Origin of the sequence: Caballeronia sp. LjRoot29 (assembly GCF_964252755.1) — a bacterium.
Classification (GTDB): Bacteria; Pseudomonadota; Gammaproteobacteria; order Burkholderiales; family Burkholderiaceae; genus Caballeronia.
Genome location: NZ_CAXUPU020000006.1, coordinates 274,154 through 291,606, shown reverse-complemented (window position 1 = coordinate 291,606; position 17,453 = coordinate 274,154). Strand labels below are relative to the sequence as shown.

At 60.0% G+C, this 17,453-nt stretch carries 11 protein-coding genes and 4 pseudogenes; 10 read left to right on the top strand and 5 right to left on the bottom strand.

The features are described 5' to 3' along the window. Positions 1 to 757 precede the first annotated feature (757 nt). Positions 758 to 2,194 (top strand): annotated as a pseudogene (locus ACSQ83_RS10475) (GMC family oxidoreductase); the annotation flags it as partial. 734 nt (positions 2,195 to 2,928) lie between these two features. Next, positions 2,929 to 4,308 (top strand): sigma-54 dependent transcriptional regulator, encoded by a 1,380-nt coding sequence (locus tag ACSQ83_RS10470; RefSeq protein WP_414951797.1) that lies wholly within the window; start codon positions 2,929 to 2,931, stop codon positions 4,306 to 4,308. A 116-nt stretch (positions 4,309 to 4,424) separates the two neighbouring features. Here ACSQ83_RS10470 and ACSQ83_RS10465 read toward each other — a convergent pair whose 3' ends face one another. Both ACSQ83_RS10465 and mnmD read right to left on the bottom strand, forming a co-directional pair. Beyond that, complete coding sequence (locus ACSQ83_RS10465; protein WP_436228069.1) at positions 4,425 to 6,191, bottom strand: IlvD/Edd family dehydratase; 1,767 nt, start codon at positions 6,189 to 6,191, stop codon at positions 4,425 to 4,427. A 208-nt stretch (positions 6,192 to 6,399) separates the two neighbouring features. Further along, positions 6,400 to 7,113: pseudogene (mnmD, locus tag ACSQ83_RS10460) on the bottom strand (tRNA (5-methylaminomethyl-2-thiouridine)(34)-methyltransferase MnmD); the annotation flags it as partial. Between the two features lie 282 nt (positions 7,114 to 7,395). Here mnmD and ACSQ83_RS10455 point away from each other — a divergent pair. The 5 genes and pseudogenes from ACSQ83_RS10455 to ACSQ83_RS10435 all read left to right on the top strand — a co-directional run bounded on the left by ACSQ83_RS10455 (position 7,396) and on the right by ACSQ83_RS10435 (position 11,818). After that, the gene (locus ACSQ83_RS10455) at positions 7,396 to 7,977 is read left to right on the top strand and encodes a DJ-1/PfpI family protein (RefSeq protein WP_414951795.1); all 582 of its coding nucleotides are present in this window, start codon (positions 7,396 to 7,398) and stop codon (positions 7,975 to 7,977) included. Between the two features lie 253 nt (positions 7,978 to 8,230). After that, positions 8,231 to 9,016, top strand: a complete 786-nt coding sequence (locus tag ACSQ83_RS10450) for a ProQ/FINO family protein (protein ID WP_436228068.1) — start codon at positions 8,231 to 8,233, stop codon at positions 9,014 to 9,016. 716 nt (positions 9,017 to 9,732) lie between these two features. After that, positions 9,733 to 10,194, top strand: a pseudogene (locus ACSQ83_RS10445) (amino acid ABC transporter ATP-binding protein); the annotation flags it as partial. Beyond that, a complete protein-coding gene (locus ACSQ83_RS10440; protein WP_436228067.1) occupies positions 10,191 to 10,889 on the top strand; it encodes a GntR family transcriptional regulator in 699 nt (232 codons plus the stop codon). The pseudogene ACSQ83_RS10445 and the gene ACSQ83_RS10440, both read left to right, overlap by 4 nt. A gap of 78 nt (positions 10,890 to 10,967) precedes the next feature. Next, a pseudogene (locus ACSQ83_RS10435) lies at positions 10,968 to 11,818 on the top strand (urea carboxylase-associated family protein). 9 nt (positions 11,819 to 11,827) lie between these two features. Here the strand turns inward: ACSQ83_RS10435 and ACSQ83_RS10430 are convergent. Continuing rightward, the gene (locus ACSQ83_RS10430) at positions 11,828 to 12,346 is read right to left on the bottom strand and encodes a DUF4148 domain-containing protein (protein WP_436228084.1); all 519 of its coding nucleotides are present in this window, start codon (positions 12,344 to 12,346) and stop codon (positions 11,828 to 11,830) included. Between the two features lie 739 nt (positions 12,347 to 13,085). Here ACSQ83_RS10430 and ACSQ83_RS10425 point away from each other — a divergent pair. Then, a complete protein-coding gene (locus tag ACSQ83_RS10425) occupies positions 13,086 to 13,709 on the top strand; it encodes an ABC transporter ATP-binding protein (protein ID WP_436228066.1) in 624 nt (207 codons plus the stop codon). 53 nt (positions 13,710 to 13,762) lie between these two features. Here ACSQ83_RS10425 and ACSQ83_RS10420 read toward each other — a convergent pair whose 3' ends face one another. Together ACSQ83_RS10420 and ACSQ83_RS10415 are read right to left on the bottom strand one after the other, a co-directional pair. Continuing rightward, positions 13,763 to 14,554: a DUF2182 domain-containing protein gene (locus tag ACSQ83_RS10420; protein WP_436228065.1), complete on the bottom strand. Its 792-nt coding sequence runs from the start codon at positions 14,552 to 14,554 to the stop codon at positions 13,763 to 13,765. 44 nt (positions 14,555 to 14,598) lie between these two features. Then, positions 14,599 to 15,369, bottom strand: coding sequence for a DUF899 domain-containing protein (locus tag ACSQ83_RS10415; RefSeq protein WP_436228064.1), 771 nt, complete (start codon positions 15,367 to 15,369; stop codon positions 14,599 to 14,601). 127 nt (positions 15,370 to 15,496) lie between these two features. Between ACSQ83_RS10415 and ACSQ83_RS10410 the strand changes: the two genes are divergently transcribed. Continuing rightward, complete coding sequence (locus tag ACSQ83_RS10410) at positions 15,497 to 16,717, top strand: helix-turn-helix domain-containing protein (RefSeq protein ID WP_436228063.1); 1,221 nt, start codon at positions 15,497 to 15,499, stop codon at positions 16,715 to 16,717. Positions 16,718 to 16,726: 9 nt separating this feature from the next. Then, entirely contained in the window at positions 16,727 to 17,416 is a 690-nt protein-coding gene (locus ACSQ83_RS10405; RefSeq protein WP_436228062.1) for a Vgb family protein, read from the top strand. Positions 17,417 to 17,453: the final 37 nt, after the last annotated feature.

Sequence of the window (17,453 nt, the reverse complement as noted above, 5' to 3'; positions counted from 1 at the left end):
GCGCGTCATTTCTTTGTCCAAAGCGACAAAGAAACGAAGCAAAGAAAACGCTTTCACCTCTCTGAAAATTAAGTGTCCACAGCGTGCGGTTTTATTTCATTGGTACCCGAAGAGCACGGTGCTCGCTAGAACCCCGGATGTTTGAAACCCTCCTTCTCGCGAATCCTGACAGTAAAACGCTTCGCCCCGTACGCTCTCGGGCAAGCACCCGTGCCCCACGAACCCGCACGGCCTCACGCGTATCCACCGCTGCCATTGTTCGCGTGTTAGCTGCACGGTTTGCGCTGTCATTTTCGGGGGTTAGGCCCTAACCATTCGGTTCCCTCATTTCTTGGTGGGTTAGCGAAGTGGTTCGGCTTGCGTACAAATTTGGTGAAAGGTTTTTCGCGGGTAGCGCGGGGTATTCCTTGGGCAGGTTCAGTCACTGGTGGCGAAGCGTGGGGTATCCGTGTTCGGAGAAAGAGGGGTTCACACATTCGTGGCTCTGGCGAGCACCGTGCTTTTCGGGTACCAATGAATAGAAACTGCACGCTGTGGACACTTAATTTTTAGAGAGGTGAAAGCGCTTTCTTTGCTTCGTTTCTTTGTCGCTTTGGACAAAGAAATGACGCGCCGCCACGCGCAGTGGCTAAAAGTGATAAAGAAATAAGCTAACGTATAACCCGCGAATGCCTGGAAAGCAGCAACCCGGCATTGACCCTGACCGCTAACGCAAGAACCGGCCCCCCCAAGTGCGAACGAACCACACGTCCAATATCTCATCCTCGGCGGAGGCTCAGCCATCAACGCACTAATGGCCAATCGCGGCGCCCCGCCGACTACAACGAATGGGAAACACTAGACGCGCAAGGCTGGAACTGGACGTCATGCCTGCCCTACTTTCGCAAGCTCGAAACAGACGCGGGCTTCAGCGGCGAACTGCACGGCAAGACCGGACCGGTGCGCATCAAACGCACAGAGTGGCCGCGCATCTCGCCGTTCGTGCGCGCCGTCCTAGCGACCCTGAAACAGCGCGGCCATCCCCGCCTCGATGATCAAAACGGCCCGTGGCAAAACGGAACCTTCATTGGCGCAATTGCAGTCAGCGCCGCAGGCGAACGGATTCCAACCTCCATCTGCTATCTCTCAGATGCCGTGCGCCAGCGCCCCAACCTGACGATCAGGACCGGCGAGAGCGTGGACCGCGTGCTGTTCGACGGCAAGAAGGCAATCGGCGCATTGCTCAGTTCCGGCGAAGTCGTGCACGCTGCCCAAGTGATCGTGTGCGCAGGCGCGATCCATAGCCCCGCAATCCTGCTGCGCAGCGGCATCGGTCCCTCAGATCACCTCGCAGCGCCGCACATCCCACTGCTTGCGGACCGGCCCGGGGTCGGCGGCAACCTGATGGAACATCCGTCCATCGCCGTGTCGGCCTTCTTGCCCAAGTCTGCCCACACGCCCTTCCCCGATGAACACCACGAGCAAGCCATCGTGCATTTTTCATCCGGACTGCCAAGCACTGTCCAAGGCGACATGCACGACGCGATCCTGTCGCGTTCAGGCTGGCATTCAATTGGGTATCGGCTGGGAACGATCTTCTTCTGGGTCAACAAATCATACTCACGCGGCCGGGTCACGCTGCCCCCCGCGAACCCCCATGATGAACCGGCCGTCGAGTTCAACATGCTCTCCGACCCACGCGACCTCGACCGCCTGAAGCTTGCCGTTCGCTTCGGTGCAGAGACGCTGGCGGATCCTTCGATGGCAGGTCATCGAAGCGCTATCTTCCCATCGAGTTACTCACCACGAGTCGCGAAAGTAGCCGCGCCCGGAACCGCCAACGCGATTCAACGCGGCATCTTGAGCGCATTGCCGGATTGGGCAGGACCGTGGGGCCAAGGCTTGATTCATCGGCTCGTGACGCAAGGCGTTTTCCATCGCCGGCTTGCTCACCGACGACCACGCGCTCACGCGGTTTGTCACGCGTTCGGTCGGTGGCACATGGCACCCTTCCGGTACATGCAGAATGGGCGCCGCCGATGACCCCGGCGCAGTTACGGACGCGTCGGGTGCCGTCTATGGCGCGCAGAACCTGCGCGTCTGCGACGCCTCCTTGATGCCTTCCATTCCGTGTGCGAACACGAACGTACCAACCATCATGCTCGCCGAGCGGATCGCAGACCTGATCCGCTCAGAAGCGCATCAGGCGCCATAACCCACGATACCCTTGACCTCGTTCGAATATGCGCACCGTCGACGGGGCCTATCCCGCGCTTGGCATTCGCGACGCGCTTAAAGGCGCCGGCCTGGTGTTAGGGTAAATGGCTAGATAAATGCTTAGGGATTACCCCGTGAGAGGACCACGAGCCTAGGGCCCGCTACGCTAGCGCTTCCTTATATTCATACAAATAATTGAGCCATCGCGCTATTTTCGGCCTAAATTACTATTTGACGCCATTGCGGTTCGCGCCCTGTTAATTGACGCTCGATTCGACGCCCTGGTACGACGCCGGACGAATTGCGTTCTCATAACAATCGCGCCGGGTCAATACCGGTAAAGGGCGAATGTGAATTCTCGTGAAATAATTTTCCATGGCGCCAAAAAATAATCGAACCGGCCACTTGCGCAGATAACATGTGCCACCTAAGCCCTTAAAAACTTATTGCCGCAAAAAAATCTTGCCGGCGAGAATGAAGAACCTTTTCACATGGTTCTTAGTGAGTGCTCGCAAGAGACGGAACGCGAATTGCGAACGGGGGTTCGAAAGTGGACCAAGGACAACCAGCCAAACTTCAATTCCTTTCAAGTTTCCGTGTGTTGAGTCGATATAACTAAAACGTATGCAGTTTTCGTGAGGCCGGCAGCTGCAATTTTTGCCACGTGCCCAAAATGTGCTGACCCCGCAGCGTCTTGAAACGGGGTCGCTATAACTAACCGGTATGACTTTCATGGCTTCTGCATCGCTTCCCAGGCATTTGTTTTACGTTGGCGATCCCTTGACGCTCGAACTTCGTTCGCTCCTGGATGCGCGTGGCTGGACAGTCAAATCCCTGGAACTGGACCGTGAGCCGGGGAATTTTTCATCGAAGCCCAGTGGCGGCTTACTCGATTTCTCGGCGCGAAACGTCCTGGCTAATCTGCGGCTGGCCGAGACCTGGCTATCGGTAAAAACAGTAGGCTGGTTGGCGCTCTTGTCGCCGGCGCAACTTGAAGATTCAACGATTCGTCGCCTCGTCCGCGATTTTTGCTTCGACTATGTAACGCTCCCCGCATCGGGCGAGCGCATTTTGAACGCGCTGGGCCATGCCTACGGAATCGCGGCGTTGCATGACGGAGGCGCACGCGACCCCGCCAGCGCGAAGAGCGATGCCAACGCCGAAGGCGACATGATCGGCTCCTGCGACGCCATGCTTGCGCTATTCCGCGCGATCCGAAAGGTCGCCATGACGGACGCGCCCGTGTTTATTTCCGGTGAATCGGGAACGGGCAAGGAACTGACGGCGTTGGCCATTCACGCGCGCTCAGTGCGGCGCAATGAGCCGTTTGTCCCCATCAACTGCGGGGCTATTCCCGCACATCTCTTGCAGTCCGAATTGTTCGGCTATGAACGCGGCGCATTCACCGGGGCGAATCAACGCAAGATCGGGCGCGTTGAAGCGGCGAACGGCGGTACGCTGTTCCTCGATGAAATTGGCGACTTGCCGCTCGAGAGCCAGGCGAGCCTGTTGCGTTTCCTTCAGGAGCGCAAGATCGAGCGCCTGGGCGGCCATGAGTCCACGGCCGTCGATGTGCGGATTGTCTCGGCTACGCATGTCGACATGCAAACGGCCATGATTGAAGGCCGCTTCCGCTCCGACCTTTATCACCGCTTGTGCGTGCTGCAGATCGAGGAGCCGCCATTAAGGGCGCGTGGCAAGGACATCGAATTGCTTGCGCGGCACATGCTGGATCGATTCGAGAAAGACGCTAGCCGGCGGATTCGCGGGTTCGCCCCTGACGCTATTGCCGCGATTCATAACTATGCGTGGCCCGGCAACGTGCGCGAGCTGATCAACCGCGTGCGGCGTGCGATCGTAATGGCCGAAGGCCGCTTGATCGGCGCGCAGGATCTCGAACTCGGCGGGTTTGCGGAATGCGTGCCCATGTCGCTCGCGCAGGCGCGCGAAGTGGGCGAACGGCAGGCCATCGAAATGGCGCTGCTAAGAAATCGCGGGCGCGTAGGCGACGCGGCGCGCGAACTTGGTGTGTCGCGTGTGACCTTGTACCGGATCTTGTCGGCCTACAACATGCGCGAAGTAGAGACACCGTCGACTCTGGGCCTGGAGTAGGTTCTGCCTGGTGTGACGGGTGGATGCGTCAGTGTTGCGACCGATCCAGGCCGTGCGGCGCATCAGCCTGATCGCCGCACGGAATAGGCCATAGTCACCTGGCTCGCGCACTGCCTCTATTTTTCGTTCTCCTTGTTCTTTTCTTGCAGAATTTCGCTCTGCAGGAAATCGAAGTCCACTCCCTCATCCGCTTGCGTCACTGTCTGCAAAAACAACTTCCGGTATCCACGTCCCGCGGTCGGACGAACCACGGGGTTGTCGAGCGCACGCTGTTGCAATTCAGCTTCCGGCACGAGCAGTGCAATCTCCCGGTTGATCACGCTCAAACGAATTCGATCCCCGTTGCGCACGTGAGCCAGCGGACCGCCGATCGCCGCTTCCGGGGTGACGTGCAGAACAATCGTGCCGAACGCAGTGCCGCTCATTCGGCCATCGGAGATCCGCACCATGTCCTTGACCCCCGTCCGCGCAAGCTTGCGCGGGATCGGGATATAACCCGCTTCGGGCATCCCCGGCGCACCGACGGGGCCAATGTTCTTCAGCACAAGGACGTCTTGCGCGGTGACGTCGAGCGCTTCGTCGTCAATCCGGCTGGTCATGTCCTCGAGATCCTCGAACACGACCGCCCGACCGACATGCTCCATCAGTTTTGGATCGGCAGCCGATTGCTTGATGATCGCGCCGCCTGGCGCCAGGTTCCCACGCAATACCGCCAAGCCGCCCTGAGGATATATCGGATCACTAAATGATCGTACGACGTCCTGCCGATACCCAGGTCCACTCAGCTCGATCTCTTCCCCAAGCGTGCGTCCCGTGACGGTCAGCGCATCAAGATGGAGCAACGGCTTGAGTTCACGCAGCAGCGTAGCCATGCCGCCCGCAGCGTGGAAATCTTCCATGTAGTGCTGGCCGGTAGGTTTCAGGTCCAGCAGCACAGGCGTTTCTTTGCCCATGCGATCGAGCATGTCCAGATCAATCCGATGCCCCAACCGTCCCGCAATAGCAGTCAGGTGGACGATTGCATTAGTCGAGCCGCCAATTGCCAGCAACACGCGCATCGCGTTTTCAAAGGCTTTTGCGTTAAGAATCTTGTCGATGGTGAGACCGTCGAGCGCCATCTGGACCGCCTGCGCCCCCGTTTCTTCGGCCACGCGAATCCGGTCAGCCGTGACCGCCGGCGGCGACGCTCCGCCGGGAACCGTCATGCCCAACGCTTCCGCGACACACGCCATGGTGCTGGCGGTGCCCATCACCGAACAGGTTCCTACGCTTGCGACCAGCTGGTTGTTGACGTCGGCGACTTCTTCCTCGTCGATCTCGGTGGCGCGAAACCTGGCCCAATAGCGGCGGCAATCGGTGCATGCGCCTACCCGTTCGCCACGATGCGAGCCTGTCAGCATTGACCCCGTGATGAGCTGGATCGCCGGTATGCCCGCTGACGCCGCACCCATCAATTGCGCGGGTACGGTCTTGTCGCAACCACCGATGAGAACGACTGCGTCCATGGGCTGCGCGCGAATCATTTCCTCGGTATCCATCGACATCAGATTGCGCAGATACATGGATGTAGGCGACGCAAAGCTTTCGTGGATAGAGATGGTTGGGAAGTCCATCGGCAAGCCACCGCTGAGCATCACACCGCGCTTCACCGCTTCAATCAGTTGCGGCATATTGCCGTGGCAGGGGTTATACGCACTCCCCGTATTGACGATACCGATGACCGGCCGGTTCAAGGCCTTGTCGGTATAACCAGCGCCCTTGATGAAGGCCTTGCGCAAGAACAGCGAAAAGTCCTGATCGCCGTAAGACGTGAGTCCTCGCTTCATGCCGGTCGCGCGGACGGGGGATTGCTTGTCATCGGGCTTGTCGGATTGGTCGACCATTAGGGATTTCCCTATTCAGTAGATGATGGATCGCGCCTTGGAGGCCAATTGAATGTCAGTTTGCAAAGGCTGCGAAGTATCCATGGAGCCTGTTGTGACAGTCTATTGCGTTGCGACGCCCCCTGCATGATGAGGCATGCTGCCAGCGCCGGCTCCGGATGCCTTGGCGAATGAGCGATCGCATACCCTGTTTTCAACCAGCGTCTTAGCGCGGCGCGAAACGGCCTACGAGCATTGCACGCTTCCAGCCAAAGCCGGCCACTTTCCGATATTCAAAACCCGCTTGCAACAGCGCGCGTTTCACATCGCCGGCACTGGTGTAGGTGGAAAACGTTGCGTCGTCAGCGGCCAACGCGGCAAGTGAACTGAAGATCGCGGGCGTCCAGAGTTCAGGATTTTTCGCAGGCGCGAAACCATCGAGATAAAACGCATCGGCGCGCAACCGCAGCGTGGGCAGGATATCCACTGCATCGCCGAATATCAGCGTCAGCGTGACGTTGCCATTATCGAAATCGAGTTGATGCGTGCCGGGTCGCAGCGCCGGCCACGCGGTGGCAAGCACGTCGGCCAGTGCGAGGACCGATGGATCGTCCACGGTCACTGCGTAAGCACGATGCAGGTCGTCCGTCGAAAACGGGTGCTTTTCGATCGACACAAAATGCAGCCGTTCGCTGCGCGCGGGATCGGCACGCCACGCGGCCCATGTCGTCAGGAAATTGATGCCCATGCCGAAACCGGTTTCGAGTACGGTGAAGGTTTGACGCCCCTGCCATCGCCCAGGCAAGCCGTTGCCCTGCAAAAATACATGGTGCGACTGGGCAAGACTGCCCACTATGCTGTGGTAAATGTCGCCATATTCGGGCGAATACGGCGAGCCGTTGGGACGAAAAGCAAGCGTGGCAGGAATAAGTGGATCAGTCATGCAGTTCGATGTCAGGGAGAACAGCGGGAATCATATTTGACGGGGCACGTCCGCGTCATTGCAAAAGCGGTCCGGTAAAGGTTCAGCACGTTAGCAAAAACGGCCGGCGTCAGGCGAGAAATGCGCTGAGGAAAGCCTCACGCGTCTCTATGTTTAATCGCGATTTATGCGGCAAGCGGCAAAGTATCCCCGTTCTGCCATGAAGACGAGCTAAGATAAATCGAGCGGTTCCGGTTTGACCGGGCCGCGTTCGCGCGTAATTGTCTTTGACAGGAGAACAAGATGGCAGCCAAGAAGATCTTATTTTTGACCGGCGATTTTGCAGAAGATTATGAAACGATGGTGCCTTTCCAGGCGCTGCAAATGGTCGGCCACACGGTGCACGCCGTGTGCCCCGGAAAGAAAAGCGGAGACAAGATCAAGACTGCGATTCACGACTTCGAGGGCGACCAGACCTACACTGAAAAGCCGGGTCATCTGTTCGCGCTGAATGCGAATTTCGATGACGTCGATGTGACGCAGTACGACGCGCTGATGATCGCCGGCGGCCGTGCACCGGAATACTTGCGGTTGAATAAACGGGTGATCGAAATCGTACGTCAGTTCGCGTCCGCCGAAAAACCGATCGCCGCGGTCTGTCACGGCGCGCAATTGCTAGCTGCCGCCGACGTGATTCGCGGCAAGCGGATCTCTGCCTACCCCGCCTGCGCGCCGGAAGTCCGGTTGGCCGGCGGCGACTATGCCGACATCGAAGTGGACAGCGCGGTCACCGACGGCAATTTCATCACGGCCCCGGCCTGGCCCGCTCATCCGCAATGGCTGGGTCAGTTTCTTGTAAAGCTCGGAACCGAGATCTCGCTCTGAGCGATGTGGTGGTTCGGCGCTCGCTTCCTGGTTCCTTTGTGGACTCAGTTAGTGGGCGTCGAGAGCGTTTTGAGAAGGCGGATGCCACTTGCGTCTACCCTCTGTTTTCCGGTGTTTGATCACTGCTTCAGCGAAGTTGCCCGCCCCAACGGATGCCGCAATTGACTGAAGATTTCCCCGTCTGCCCGGGCTTGTAGAACGCCGGGCGCGACGGGCTGCTAGAATTGACGTTTTACTTGCCTGGTCATGTGCTATGGGCTTTGAACAGCTCGCTGTATTGAAACAACAATTCGAGAAAGAGAAACAGGCGAAACGCGCGCAGTCGAAGCCTGCGCATAAGCCTGCCTCGAAGGATGCGTCTAAGCCCGCTTCTAATCCTGCGTCTAATCCCGCTGCCAAGCCCGCGTCCGCACCGGTCTCGTCTAAGCCCGCCGCCAAGCCGTCGCGCCCGCCGCGTCCGTCGCGCCAGCCTCGGCCCGCGGCGCGCCCCGATGCACCCGTCGCGGTCAGGTCGAAACCTGTGGACCCGGTGGTCCTGACCATCGGAAAACTGCAAAAACGGTTTCCTAAAGCGTTCCCGAAAAACCCGTCGCCCAAGGTGCCGCTGAAGATCGGAATTTTCGAAGATCTTCTCGCGCACTCAACGGAGATGGCGCTGAGCGAGACCGAGTTGCGCGCAGCCATCAAGATCTGGTGCCGCGGCAGCCGTTACTGGACAGCAATGGTCGAAGGCGCAATTCGTGTCGACCTGTCGGGTGAGGAAGCCGGACGGGTATCGCCTGAAGACGGCGTTCGCGCGACGAAGCTCGAAGAAGGTCGCGTGGCCAGAGTCGCATCGAAGGCAGCGGCTCCTGAAAAGGCAGCTGGTGCTGAGAATGCAGCGGCTTCTGAGAACGCAGCGACGGCAGCGAGCGCAGCGGCTTCTGACAGCGAAACAGCTCCTGAAAAGGCAGCAGTTTCTGAGAATGTGACGGCTCCTGAGAATGTGACGGCTCCTGAAAACACCGCCGTTCCGGATTCCGAAAAGGTCGCGGATTAAGAGCTATTGAGCGCGAGGACGTCTGCGGCTGTTCCGCAGTCCCCCTCGCGCTCCTTGCTTTCAACTCGCTGATCGACGCCACACGAACAGGTCGGCGACGTCCACACAAGAGTAGAAGCGTTGCCGCAACAGGGGCAGCAGGTTAGTTGCTCCGCATTGTCTGGATCACATCAGTCGGGATGGGCTCGAACGCACGCCACCTCGGCGCCTTCAGCACCGCGCATGGCTCCGAGCGAGCAAGGATCCCCCTTCATGACTTCACCCGCCACACCCGTGGCATCTCATCCAAAGCGGTACCCGAGCAAATCCGCGCGTTCGATTGCCCGCGTCCGACGTCGCTCGAATATTCCTGCCTGATCCGCTCCGCGTACGACCCCTTGTCCGGTATCCGGCACGTCCTCGTTAAAAACTCCTATTCCGCAGCATCCATCACACTCCGCCGTAAGCCTTGAACGCACGATCCTCTGCTTTCTAAGCAATTCACGCGCAGCCACAAAACCCTCCATCCGACGTTTCGCAAAGTCTTGAAATCCACATTTTGTTGAACAACATTACATATATTGTTCAACAAATGTGGATCGCCAAGTGCGATCCTTTCAACAGAAAGGGAACGTCCATGCACGCGTATCATCCGTCCTTCTCGCCGCACCACGCCCTTGTTGCCAGGCTCACGGGCCTGATGATTTTGTTCCTGCAAAGTGGGGCTATTGCCGCTCCCGCATCGCAGCGTGCTCGACAACGTGACGCTGGCGCCGCGCTATCACGACCGTGGATCGAAGGCCGCGCTGCGCGCGCTTGGCATGGAGATGCTTTCAAAGGTCGGTATGGCCGCTGATGCGCACAAGTATCCGCATCAGCTCTCCGGCGGGCAGCAACAGCGCGTGGCGATTGCACGGGCGCTGGCCATGAAACCATCAATTGTCCTCTTCGACGAACCCACCTCCGGGCTCGACCCCGAACTGGTGGCCGAAGTCCTGAAAGTGATCGAGCAAATCGCGCGTGAGGGGATGACCATGGTGATCGTCACGCATGAGATCAATTTCGCATTCCGCATCTCGGATCGGATAATCTTCCTTGAGAATGGCTCGATCGTGGCGGACGCCGCGCCTCGCGCCATGACCGCGTCCGACAAGGATTCCCGCGTCGCGCATTTTCTTAAAGACCTCCAGCTCGCATGACCCGATCCGATTCCGTGACCTCAGCGACCAAAGCCAAGACCGTGACCGAGCACATCGAAGAAGAGTCCGTGACCGAGCGCATCGTCACGCAGATTCGCGACAAGATCATCTGCGGCGACCTGCCTCCCGGCACTCCGCTCACCGAAGCCGATCTCACGAAAGCCTACGACGTCTCGCGTAATACGCTTCGCGAGGCGCTGCGGCAGATTTGCCGCGAGGGATTGGGCGTGCACTACCGGCATCGCGGCGTGGTCGTGCGCACACTCACACGCACCGACGTGCGCGATATTTTCCGGGTCCGCCGCGCTCTGGAGTTGCAGGCAATGCCGCTGCCGGGAAAGACCGACCCGCCAGATCCGGCTGTGCTGCACGCCATGGCCGCTGCCTGCGATGCCGCAGCGCTTGCCGCATCGCAAGAAGACTGGCGAAGCGTGGGCACCCATAGCCTGCGCTTTCATCAGCACATTGTGGAGATGATCGGCAGCGCGCTGCTCGATCAGTTCTTCCGCACGATTCTCGCGCAGTTGCGCTTGCTGTTCTCCGCCGCCCCCGATGAACGGCGTTTCCAGCTGCCGTGGATCGAGCGTGACCGCGAACTCTACGACTTGATCGTGGCGGGCGAACACAAGCGGGCGAGCAAGAAACTTTCCGACTACCTGGACCGCTCGGAAGAAGCGCTCATCGACCTTCTCTGAACCACGCCTTTCCAGCGTCCTTTTCTCGAACGGGGCCACGCGCCTCGTGTCGATTCAATCAGGAGATATCAAACCACGTTGAACTACCCTGCCGCTTATCAGGTTACCCAGGGTTCTGCACTCGAAGTGGATCGGGACTTTTATACGCGCGTTGCCACCGCGCATGAAACGCGCACGCGGGTGGACTCGGCGGTCGTGCCGATCCGCTCCGGGTACGCGTGGAAGGTCCCGGCCGGACATGTGTTCCGGATCGTGACCATTGAAGGCCCGCAGGTCGCGGACCTCAACATATGGAATCTGCACAATCCGCGCGAGCGTTTCTGGGCGTCACGCACGCGCCAGTTGCAGCAGGCGCATGTGAGTACATTCGACCGGCTGTGGTCGACCCTGCCCTATCTTCGCCCGCTTGTGACGATCACCGACCACACCCTGGCCGACTACGGAATCGACGAACATGGCGGCCGCGTTCACGACTGTTGGGCACGCGCTGCGATCCGTATGTGAACCGGATGCTGACCGGCGAGGATTTCGATTTCCATTGCCATTCGAACCGGACCCGCGCGATCGCACCGCACGGTCTCACCGAATTTGATGTGCATGACGTACTAAATGTATTTCAGTGCACGGGGCTCAATCTGAACGATCAATACTTCATGAAGGCCTGCCCGGCGAAGAAAGGCGATTACCTGGAGTTCTTCGCGGAGATCGACCTGCTGTGCGCGCTGTCAACGTGTCCGGGCGGAGATTTGTCCTTGCCGATGTGGGGACCCGACGCGCGGGATCCGCTCGAAGTCTGCCGGCCGCTGGGCGTGGAGGTTTATCGGCTTGCACCACAGATGCTCGATGGATGGAGTTCGCCGGAAGTGCCCCCTTATCGCGGCCTGCATGGGATGAGGCTCGATACGTCAGGTCGTGGTGGTTGTTGCTGACAAGTTCAGTTATTCACTGCCAAACATCGTTGTGGTGCTGCTCGGCACGCCACCTGGTCCGGCAGGATTAGGGTTGCCATAGCGTGGAAGCGAGCCGTCCGCACGAGCGCGTTCCAGTTCCGCGCGCACCTGTGCACGTGTCTTAGGCGCTTGACTCGCTTGCAGTGGAAACGGCTTTGGTGCTACAGACTGGGCTGGCGGTAACACGGGTTCGGCGAGCGGCGTCGTGCGAGTTGGCGCGACCCGTGGCCGTGTGCTGGCCACGGGTCGTGCCTCTTCCCGCAAACTCGAATCTGTATTTCTCACTCTCAAAGCCGGGCCTGCTGCTTCGGCTTGTATCCCGCTGGTCGATGGCGCTCTGATCTGAGGGGCATCTGCGATACGCAAGCGACGAGACGTGCTGAAGGTATGGTCGCGAACGGGCGACGTGCTCTCATGCGAACGTCTTGTTCTCGCAGGCAAACGCGTTAAGGGGCGATTCAATTTTGCTGTATTCCGTGGGGTGTCAGGCGTTGCAACCGGCGACATGGGGCCGGTGCTTTCCTCACGCGCCTGCAACTCTTTCTGGAGTGTCAACGTGCGGCTGTCGTCCATGTGGAGCTTTTGCACCGCGCCCAACAGCACTTTAGCGGAAGCAAGATCATTGCGTTTCAGGCTGTCGCGAATCACCTGAAGAATGTGAGAGATATCGTCGGAATGCTCGCTCGCAGGAGCCGGTCTTGAAGTCTGGGATCCGGTCGAGCCAGTGTCCAGTTCGCCGGAGATGGAAGCGCCATCGCGCTCCGGGCCGGATCGTGATCCCGACAGTGTGTCCTCGCCTGAGCGCATGACAGACGCACCGATCACCAGCCCACCGAGAAGGAGGCCCGCGAGGAGTGTCCTCTTGGGGTTGCTCATCATAAAGTCTGTCCCGTAGCTTGAAATGCGCATTGAGAACGCGGATAGCATCGGCCCGACCGGCCTTCACTTGGCAAGGATGAGTGCTCGCATTGATGCAGCATAAAAAGGACCGCACATATAACGCGGTTCTACTATCAATAACGCGCCTAGACGTACGATTGGATGCGCCAATCCCTAGCCGATATCCGCCGAATTGGGATTTTTGTCGGTTTCCCAACAGTGCCATTCGTCATGAGGTTCCTGGCGCGTCCAAGGCGTGCTCGCGCGCGCTGCTAAACTTGCCGCAGTCTTAACTCCGCACGATTCCTGCCGATCGACATCCGACACGGTCGCGCGGCCACGCTCCTTCTGACAAAGTCTGCAACCCATGCTTCGATTCGAGAACCTCTGCAAACGCTACGACGAGCGCGTCATATTTCAAGGGCTGCGTTATAACGCCGGCACGGAATGCGTGGCGCTGAACGATGAATCGGGCAGCGGCAAATCCACCTTGCTCGCCATCCTTGCCGGAGAGATCGAGCCGGACCAAGGAGAGGTGTGGGTCGATGGGCACTCGTTGCGCCACGCCACGCTCGATGCAAAGGTCCTGGTTGCCTACGTGCCCGACGACTGCATGCCGAACTCGCAGCAGACCGGCCGGGAGTATCTGGAGCAAGTGGCATTGAACAGGAAAACAATCGTAGAGAGTCAGACGCTCGACTTGGCCGATCGCTTTGGCTTAACGCCCCATCTTGGGAAGCGTTTCGAGCAAATGTCGTTTGGTACCCGCAAGAAAATCTTCCTGACGGCGGCTGCGCTGGGCGATGTGAAGGTCGTTATCGCCGATGAACCAGGCGCCGGTCTCGATGCCCCCGCGCGCGCTGTCCTGATTGATTTGTTCAGGATGTTGGGTAAAGACCGGACGGTTTTCTTTTCGAGCTATGAGGAGGATTTTACGCAGGCGTGCGGCGCGAAAATGATAAGTTTTGCTGAGCTTGTAGAAAGAACATAAGCGCATGTTGCGGGCTTGAACCATTGCCCTGAATCGTCACGAAGGTACGGGTCTTATCCAAGCCCCATCGCGCGCGCAATCAGGATCAGTCCGACCACAACGACGACGGCCCCAATAGCTTTCGCCGCGCGGTCACCGGCGGGTGCGAGACGCTCGACTGTTATAGCTGCCGTCACGGCGGCCATCACGCGCAGATCCATGACGCCCATCACGAGAAGGATCGCCGTCAGGCCGACGCAGCAGCTATTGCAGCGAAGGCCGAGGCGCAGGCCATGTCGCCAGGCTGTTGCAGCGTCCGCCTGCATCACCCCTCCGCACCCGGAGTCGCTCCGGCAGCAGTCAAGGCGGCGTGCCTTCCACGATGTGAACTGGAGCGCGCCGGCGATCAGCACGACCACGCCCGTCGCAACCGGAGCGCCGCGCGCCAGCGCAGGAAACTGCATCTCAAGCGCTGACAGCGCGCTGCCCAGCACAAAGGCAGCCGCGCCAAGCACGGCCCATACGCAGAAGTACCCTGTGCCTACCAACGCCGTCAGCCAACCCGACCGCGCGCCCACTGCCTGACGGTAGTGCCATAGCATGGGCGTAAGCGAGGGCAACATCATCGCCACCATCATCGCGACCCACATGCCGATAAACGACGCGGCAGCATTGGGCCATGTCTGTCCACACGTCCGCATCCACGCCATCGACATCGTCCACCCGCCGGGCATTGGCATCTCGCCCATCGCCGACATGGACGCGCACCAGACGATTGTCACCGTGGCACTGGCGGCGAAGAGCAACGCCGAAAAACCGAGGAAGGCGCGCTGATAAAATAATTCGGATACCATAGTTTTAGACATTTTCCGATTCGCTTGGGTGAGCACAAGATGACACCAACGTCGGCTCAGCCCGCGCCGTATTCGTCGTGACGCTTCCACCAGACACCCGTCTCGTTGCGCCCCTTGGGCGCGCGGTCAAGCCACTGGTACATGCCCCAAATGCCGTCCACGCCGCGCGAATAGGAGGAATACGCGTGATAGACCACGCCGTCCTCAAGCACGAACGCGCTGATGCCCGGTCTTTCGCGTGCGTAAGTTGCTGTATCCGTTCCGGACATGATCGCGAACGTAGTGGCCCCGTCGGGCGTCGTACGTGAAGGTATGTCGACGACAGGCGCCTCGCGAGCGTAGTTGTATTCGACCGTCCCCTCGCGCTGTTGCTGCTCCGTGAGCGAGATGTTGAAGTCGAAGTTGAAGTCGCTGCCGAACGAGGACGCCCAGGGAAAAGTCCAACCCATCCGGCGCTGGTACGCCTGCAGCTTCGCAAGCGGCGCCCGCGACACCGCCGATAGCGTCACGTCATGGTTCGCCAGATGCACCACGACACCGTTGAACCCGTCCGCTATCGACGAGCAGGACGGGCATCCCGCCGTGTAGTCCGGCCCGAACATGAAGTGATAGACGAGCAGTTGCGAGCGCCCCTGGAACAGTTCTGCCAGCGAGGCGCCGCCTTCGTTGGTCTCGAACCGGTAGTCCTTGTCGACCCGGACCCACGGCAGCGCTTGTCGCTGCTGCGCCAGTGCGTCCCCGCAGCGAGTGAGTTCCTTCTCCGCCTTGAGCAATTCGAGCCGCGCGGCCAACCATTCTTCTCGTGTCCCGGTTACGTGTGTTGTCATCGTCCTTGCCTCCAATAAGGGTTCTTCGTCGTTCGTTCAACGCCCGATCCGACGGGCGCGTTGGTGATAGATTAGTGCTGTGTATAAAACGAGGGGAGTGACAAGTGTGGCGTGATTCGGACAGACCATGGACCCGATAATTGCGGTCGCGGCACGTTCGCTCGCGGCGGGCGACCCGCTCGGCGCACTGAACCGGATCGCCTTGCGCGACGACGCGCACGCGCTCGCGCTTCGCGGTATCGCTATGGCGCAACTCGGCGATCTCGTTCGAGCAAAAGCGCTCATGCGTAGCGCGGGGCGCGCATTCGGTCCGAAGGAAGCGGTGGCGCGCGCGAGGTGCGTCGTCGCCGAGGTCGAGATCGCGTTCGCCTCAAGAGACCTGGGCTGGCCCGCGAAGACGCTCGATGCCGCGCGGGCGACACTCGAAGCCCATGGCGACCGGGTAAACGCCGCGCATGCGCGGTATCTCGAGGTCCGGCGCCACCTCCTGACCGGACGTATCGACGAAGCTGAACAGGCGCTCGCCAGGCTTGATCCCACGCTTTTCCCACCCGCGCTCAAGGTCGCTCACGAGCTGGTTGAGGCAGGCATCGCAATGCGGCGCCTCCAGGTAAAGATGGCTCGCGGCGCGCTTGCCCGTGCCGAACGCGCCGCGTATCAAGCGCGTATTCCTGCGCTCACCGCGGAAGTCGAAAGCGCATCCCTCATACTGAATACGCCCGCTGCACGCTTGATTTCTGGCGGCGAGGAACGGCTCCTGCTGCTCGATGACGTTGAAGCAATACTGGCGTCGAAGGCACTTGTCGTGGACGCTTGCCGTCAGCTCGTGTGCAACGCCGGCACGGTGGTCTCGCTCGCCAGACGCCCGGTTTTGTTCGCACTCGCACGCGGACTGGGCGAAGCATGGCCCGCCGACGTGCCCCGGGAAAAGCTCATCGAGCGGGCATTCCGGACGAAGCACTGCGATGAATCGCATCGCGCGCGTTTACGTGTTGAAGTCGGACGGCTACGTGCAGCGCTTGGAACGCTGACGAGCGTGAGCGCGACGAATCGAGGGTTTGTGCTGATGCCGCGCGCCGCGCGCAAGGTCGTCGTGCTGACAAGGCCCGTTGAAGACAAACATGCAGCGGTGCTTGTCTTCCTCGCCGACGGCGAGTCGTGGACCAGCTCGGCTCTCGCCCTTGTGCTTGGAGCGAGCCAGCGCACCGTGCAGCGCTCACTCGATGTGCTCGCGGCCGCAGGCAAGGTGCAGTCGTATGGGCGCGGGCGAGCGCGCCGCTGGTTGACCCCGCCCGTGCCGGGATTCGCGACAGGCTTGTTACTCCCCGCTCAACTACCCAGTAATTAGGATGACGACATGAAACGATCAGACGCCGAAATCATCCGTGAATATGGGCCCTTTGCGGGTGTCGATAGCGTGCACGGCGTCACGTTTGACGGTCAGCATGTGTGGTTTGGATCCGGCGACAGGCTGAATGCCTTCGATCCTGCGAGCGGCGATCCGTCGCTGCGCTCGCTGGATGTTGGCGCCGATGCGGGAACAGCCTTCGACGGCCAGCACCTGTTTCAGATTGCCGGGGATCGTATCCAGAAGATCGATCCACAAACCGGTCAGGTGCTTGCCACCATCCCCGCGCCCGATCGCGGCGGTAACTCGGGGCTTGCGTGGGCCGAAGGGTCGCTTTGGGTTGGGCAGTATCGGAGCCGGAAGATCCATCAGGTCGATCCTGAAACGGGCGCGATTCTCCGCGCGATAGAAGCTAACCGCTTCGTCACCGGCGTCACCTGGGTTGACGGAGAACTCTGGCACGGCACCTGGGAAGACGACGCGAGCGATCTGAGACATATCGACCCGCAAACGGGAGAAGTCCTGGAGAGCCTTGAGATGCCGCCCGGAACGTATGTATCGGGCCTTGAGTCCGATGGCGGCGAGCAATTCTTCTGCGGTGGTGGAGGCAGCGGCAAGCTGAGAGCAGTTCGTCGGCCTCGGCGAGACTCTGCAGCCGGCAGCGACGCCGGGATTCCCGCCGACTCCGCTAGCGGGTAGCCGCAGCGGCTAGTTCCCCGGTGCCCGGTGCGCCAGT

Excerpts from the sequence above, each read along its gene's own strand:
- ACSQ83_RS10470 (WP_414951797.1), top strand. The coding sequence starts at position 2,929 with ATGGCTTCTGCATCGCTTCCCAGGCATTTGTTTTACGTTGGCGATCCC.
- ACSQ83_RS10465 (WP_436228069.1), bottom strand. The coding sequence starts at position 6,191 with ATGGTCGACCAATCCGACAAGCCCGATGACAAGCAATCCCCCGTCCGC.
- ACSQ83_RS10455 (WP_414951795.1), top strand. The coding sequence starts at position 7,396 with ATGGCAGCCAAGAAGATCTTATTTTTGACCGGCGATTTTGCAGAAGAT.
- ACSQ83_RS10450 (WP_436228068.1), top strand. The coding sequence starts at position 8,231 with ATGGGCTTTGAACAGCTCGCTGTATTGAAACAACAATTCGAGAAAGAG.
- ACSQ83_RS10440 (WP_436228067.1), top strand. The coding sequence starts at position 10,191 with ATGACCCGATCCGATTCCGTGACCTCAGCGACCAAAGCCAAGACCGTG.
- ACSQ83_RS10430 (WP_436228084.1), bottom strand. The coding sequence starts at position 12,346 with ATGTCGCCGGTTGCAACGCCTGACACCCCACGGAATACAGCAAAATTG.
- ACSQ83_RS10425 (WP_436228066.1), top strand. The coding sequence starts at position 13,086 with ATGCTTCGATTCGAGAACCTCTGCAAACGCTACGACGAGCGCGTCATA.
- ACSQ83_RS10420 (WP_436228065.1), bottom strand. The coding sequence starts at position 14,554 with ATGTCTAAAACTATGGTATCCGAATTATTTTATCAGCGCGCCTTCCTC.
- ACSQ83_RS10415 (WP_436228064.1), bottom strand. The coding sequence starts at position 15,369 with ATGACAACACACGTAACCGGGACACGAGAAGAATGGTTGGCCGCGCGG.
- ACSQ83_RS10410 (WP_436228063.1), top strand. The coding sequence starts at position 15,497 with ATGGACCCGATAATTGCGGTCGCGGCACGTTCGCTCGCGGCGGGCGAC.
- ACSQ83_RS10405 (WP_436228062.1), top strand. The coding sequence starts at position 16,727 with ATGAAACGATCAGACGCCGAAATCATCCGTGAATATGGGCCCTTTGCG.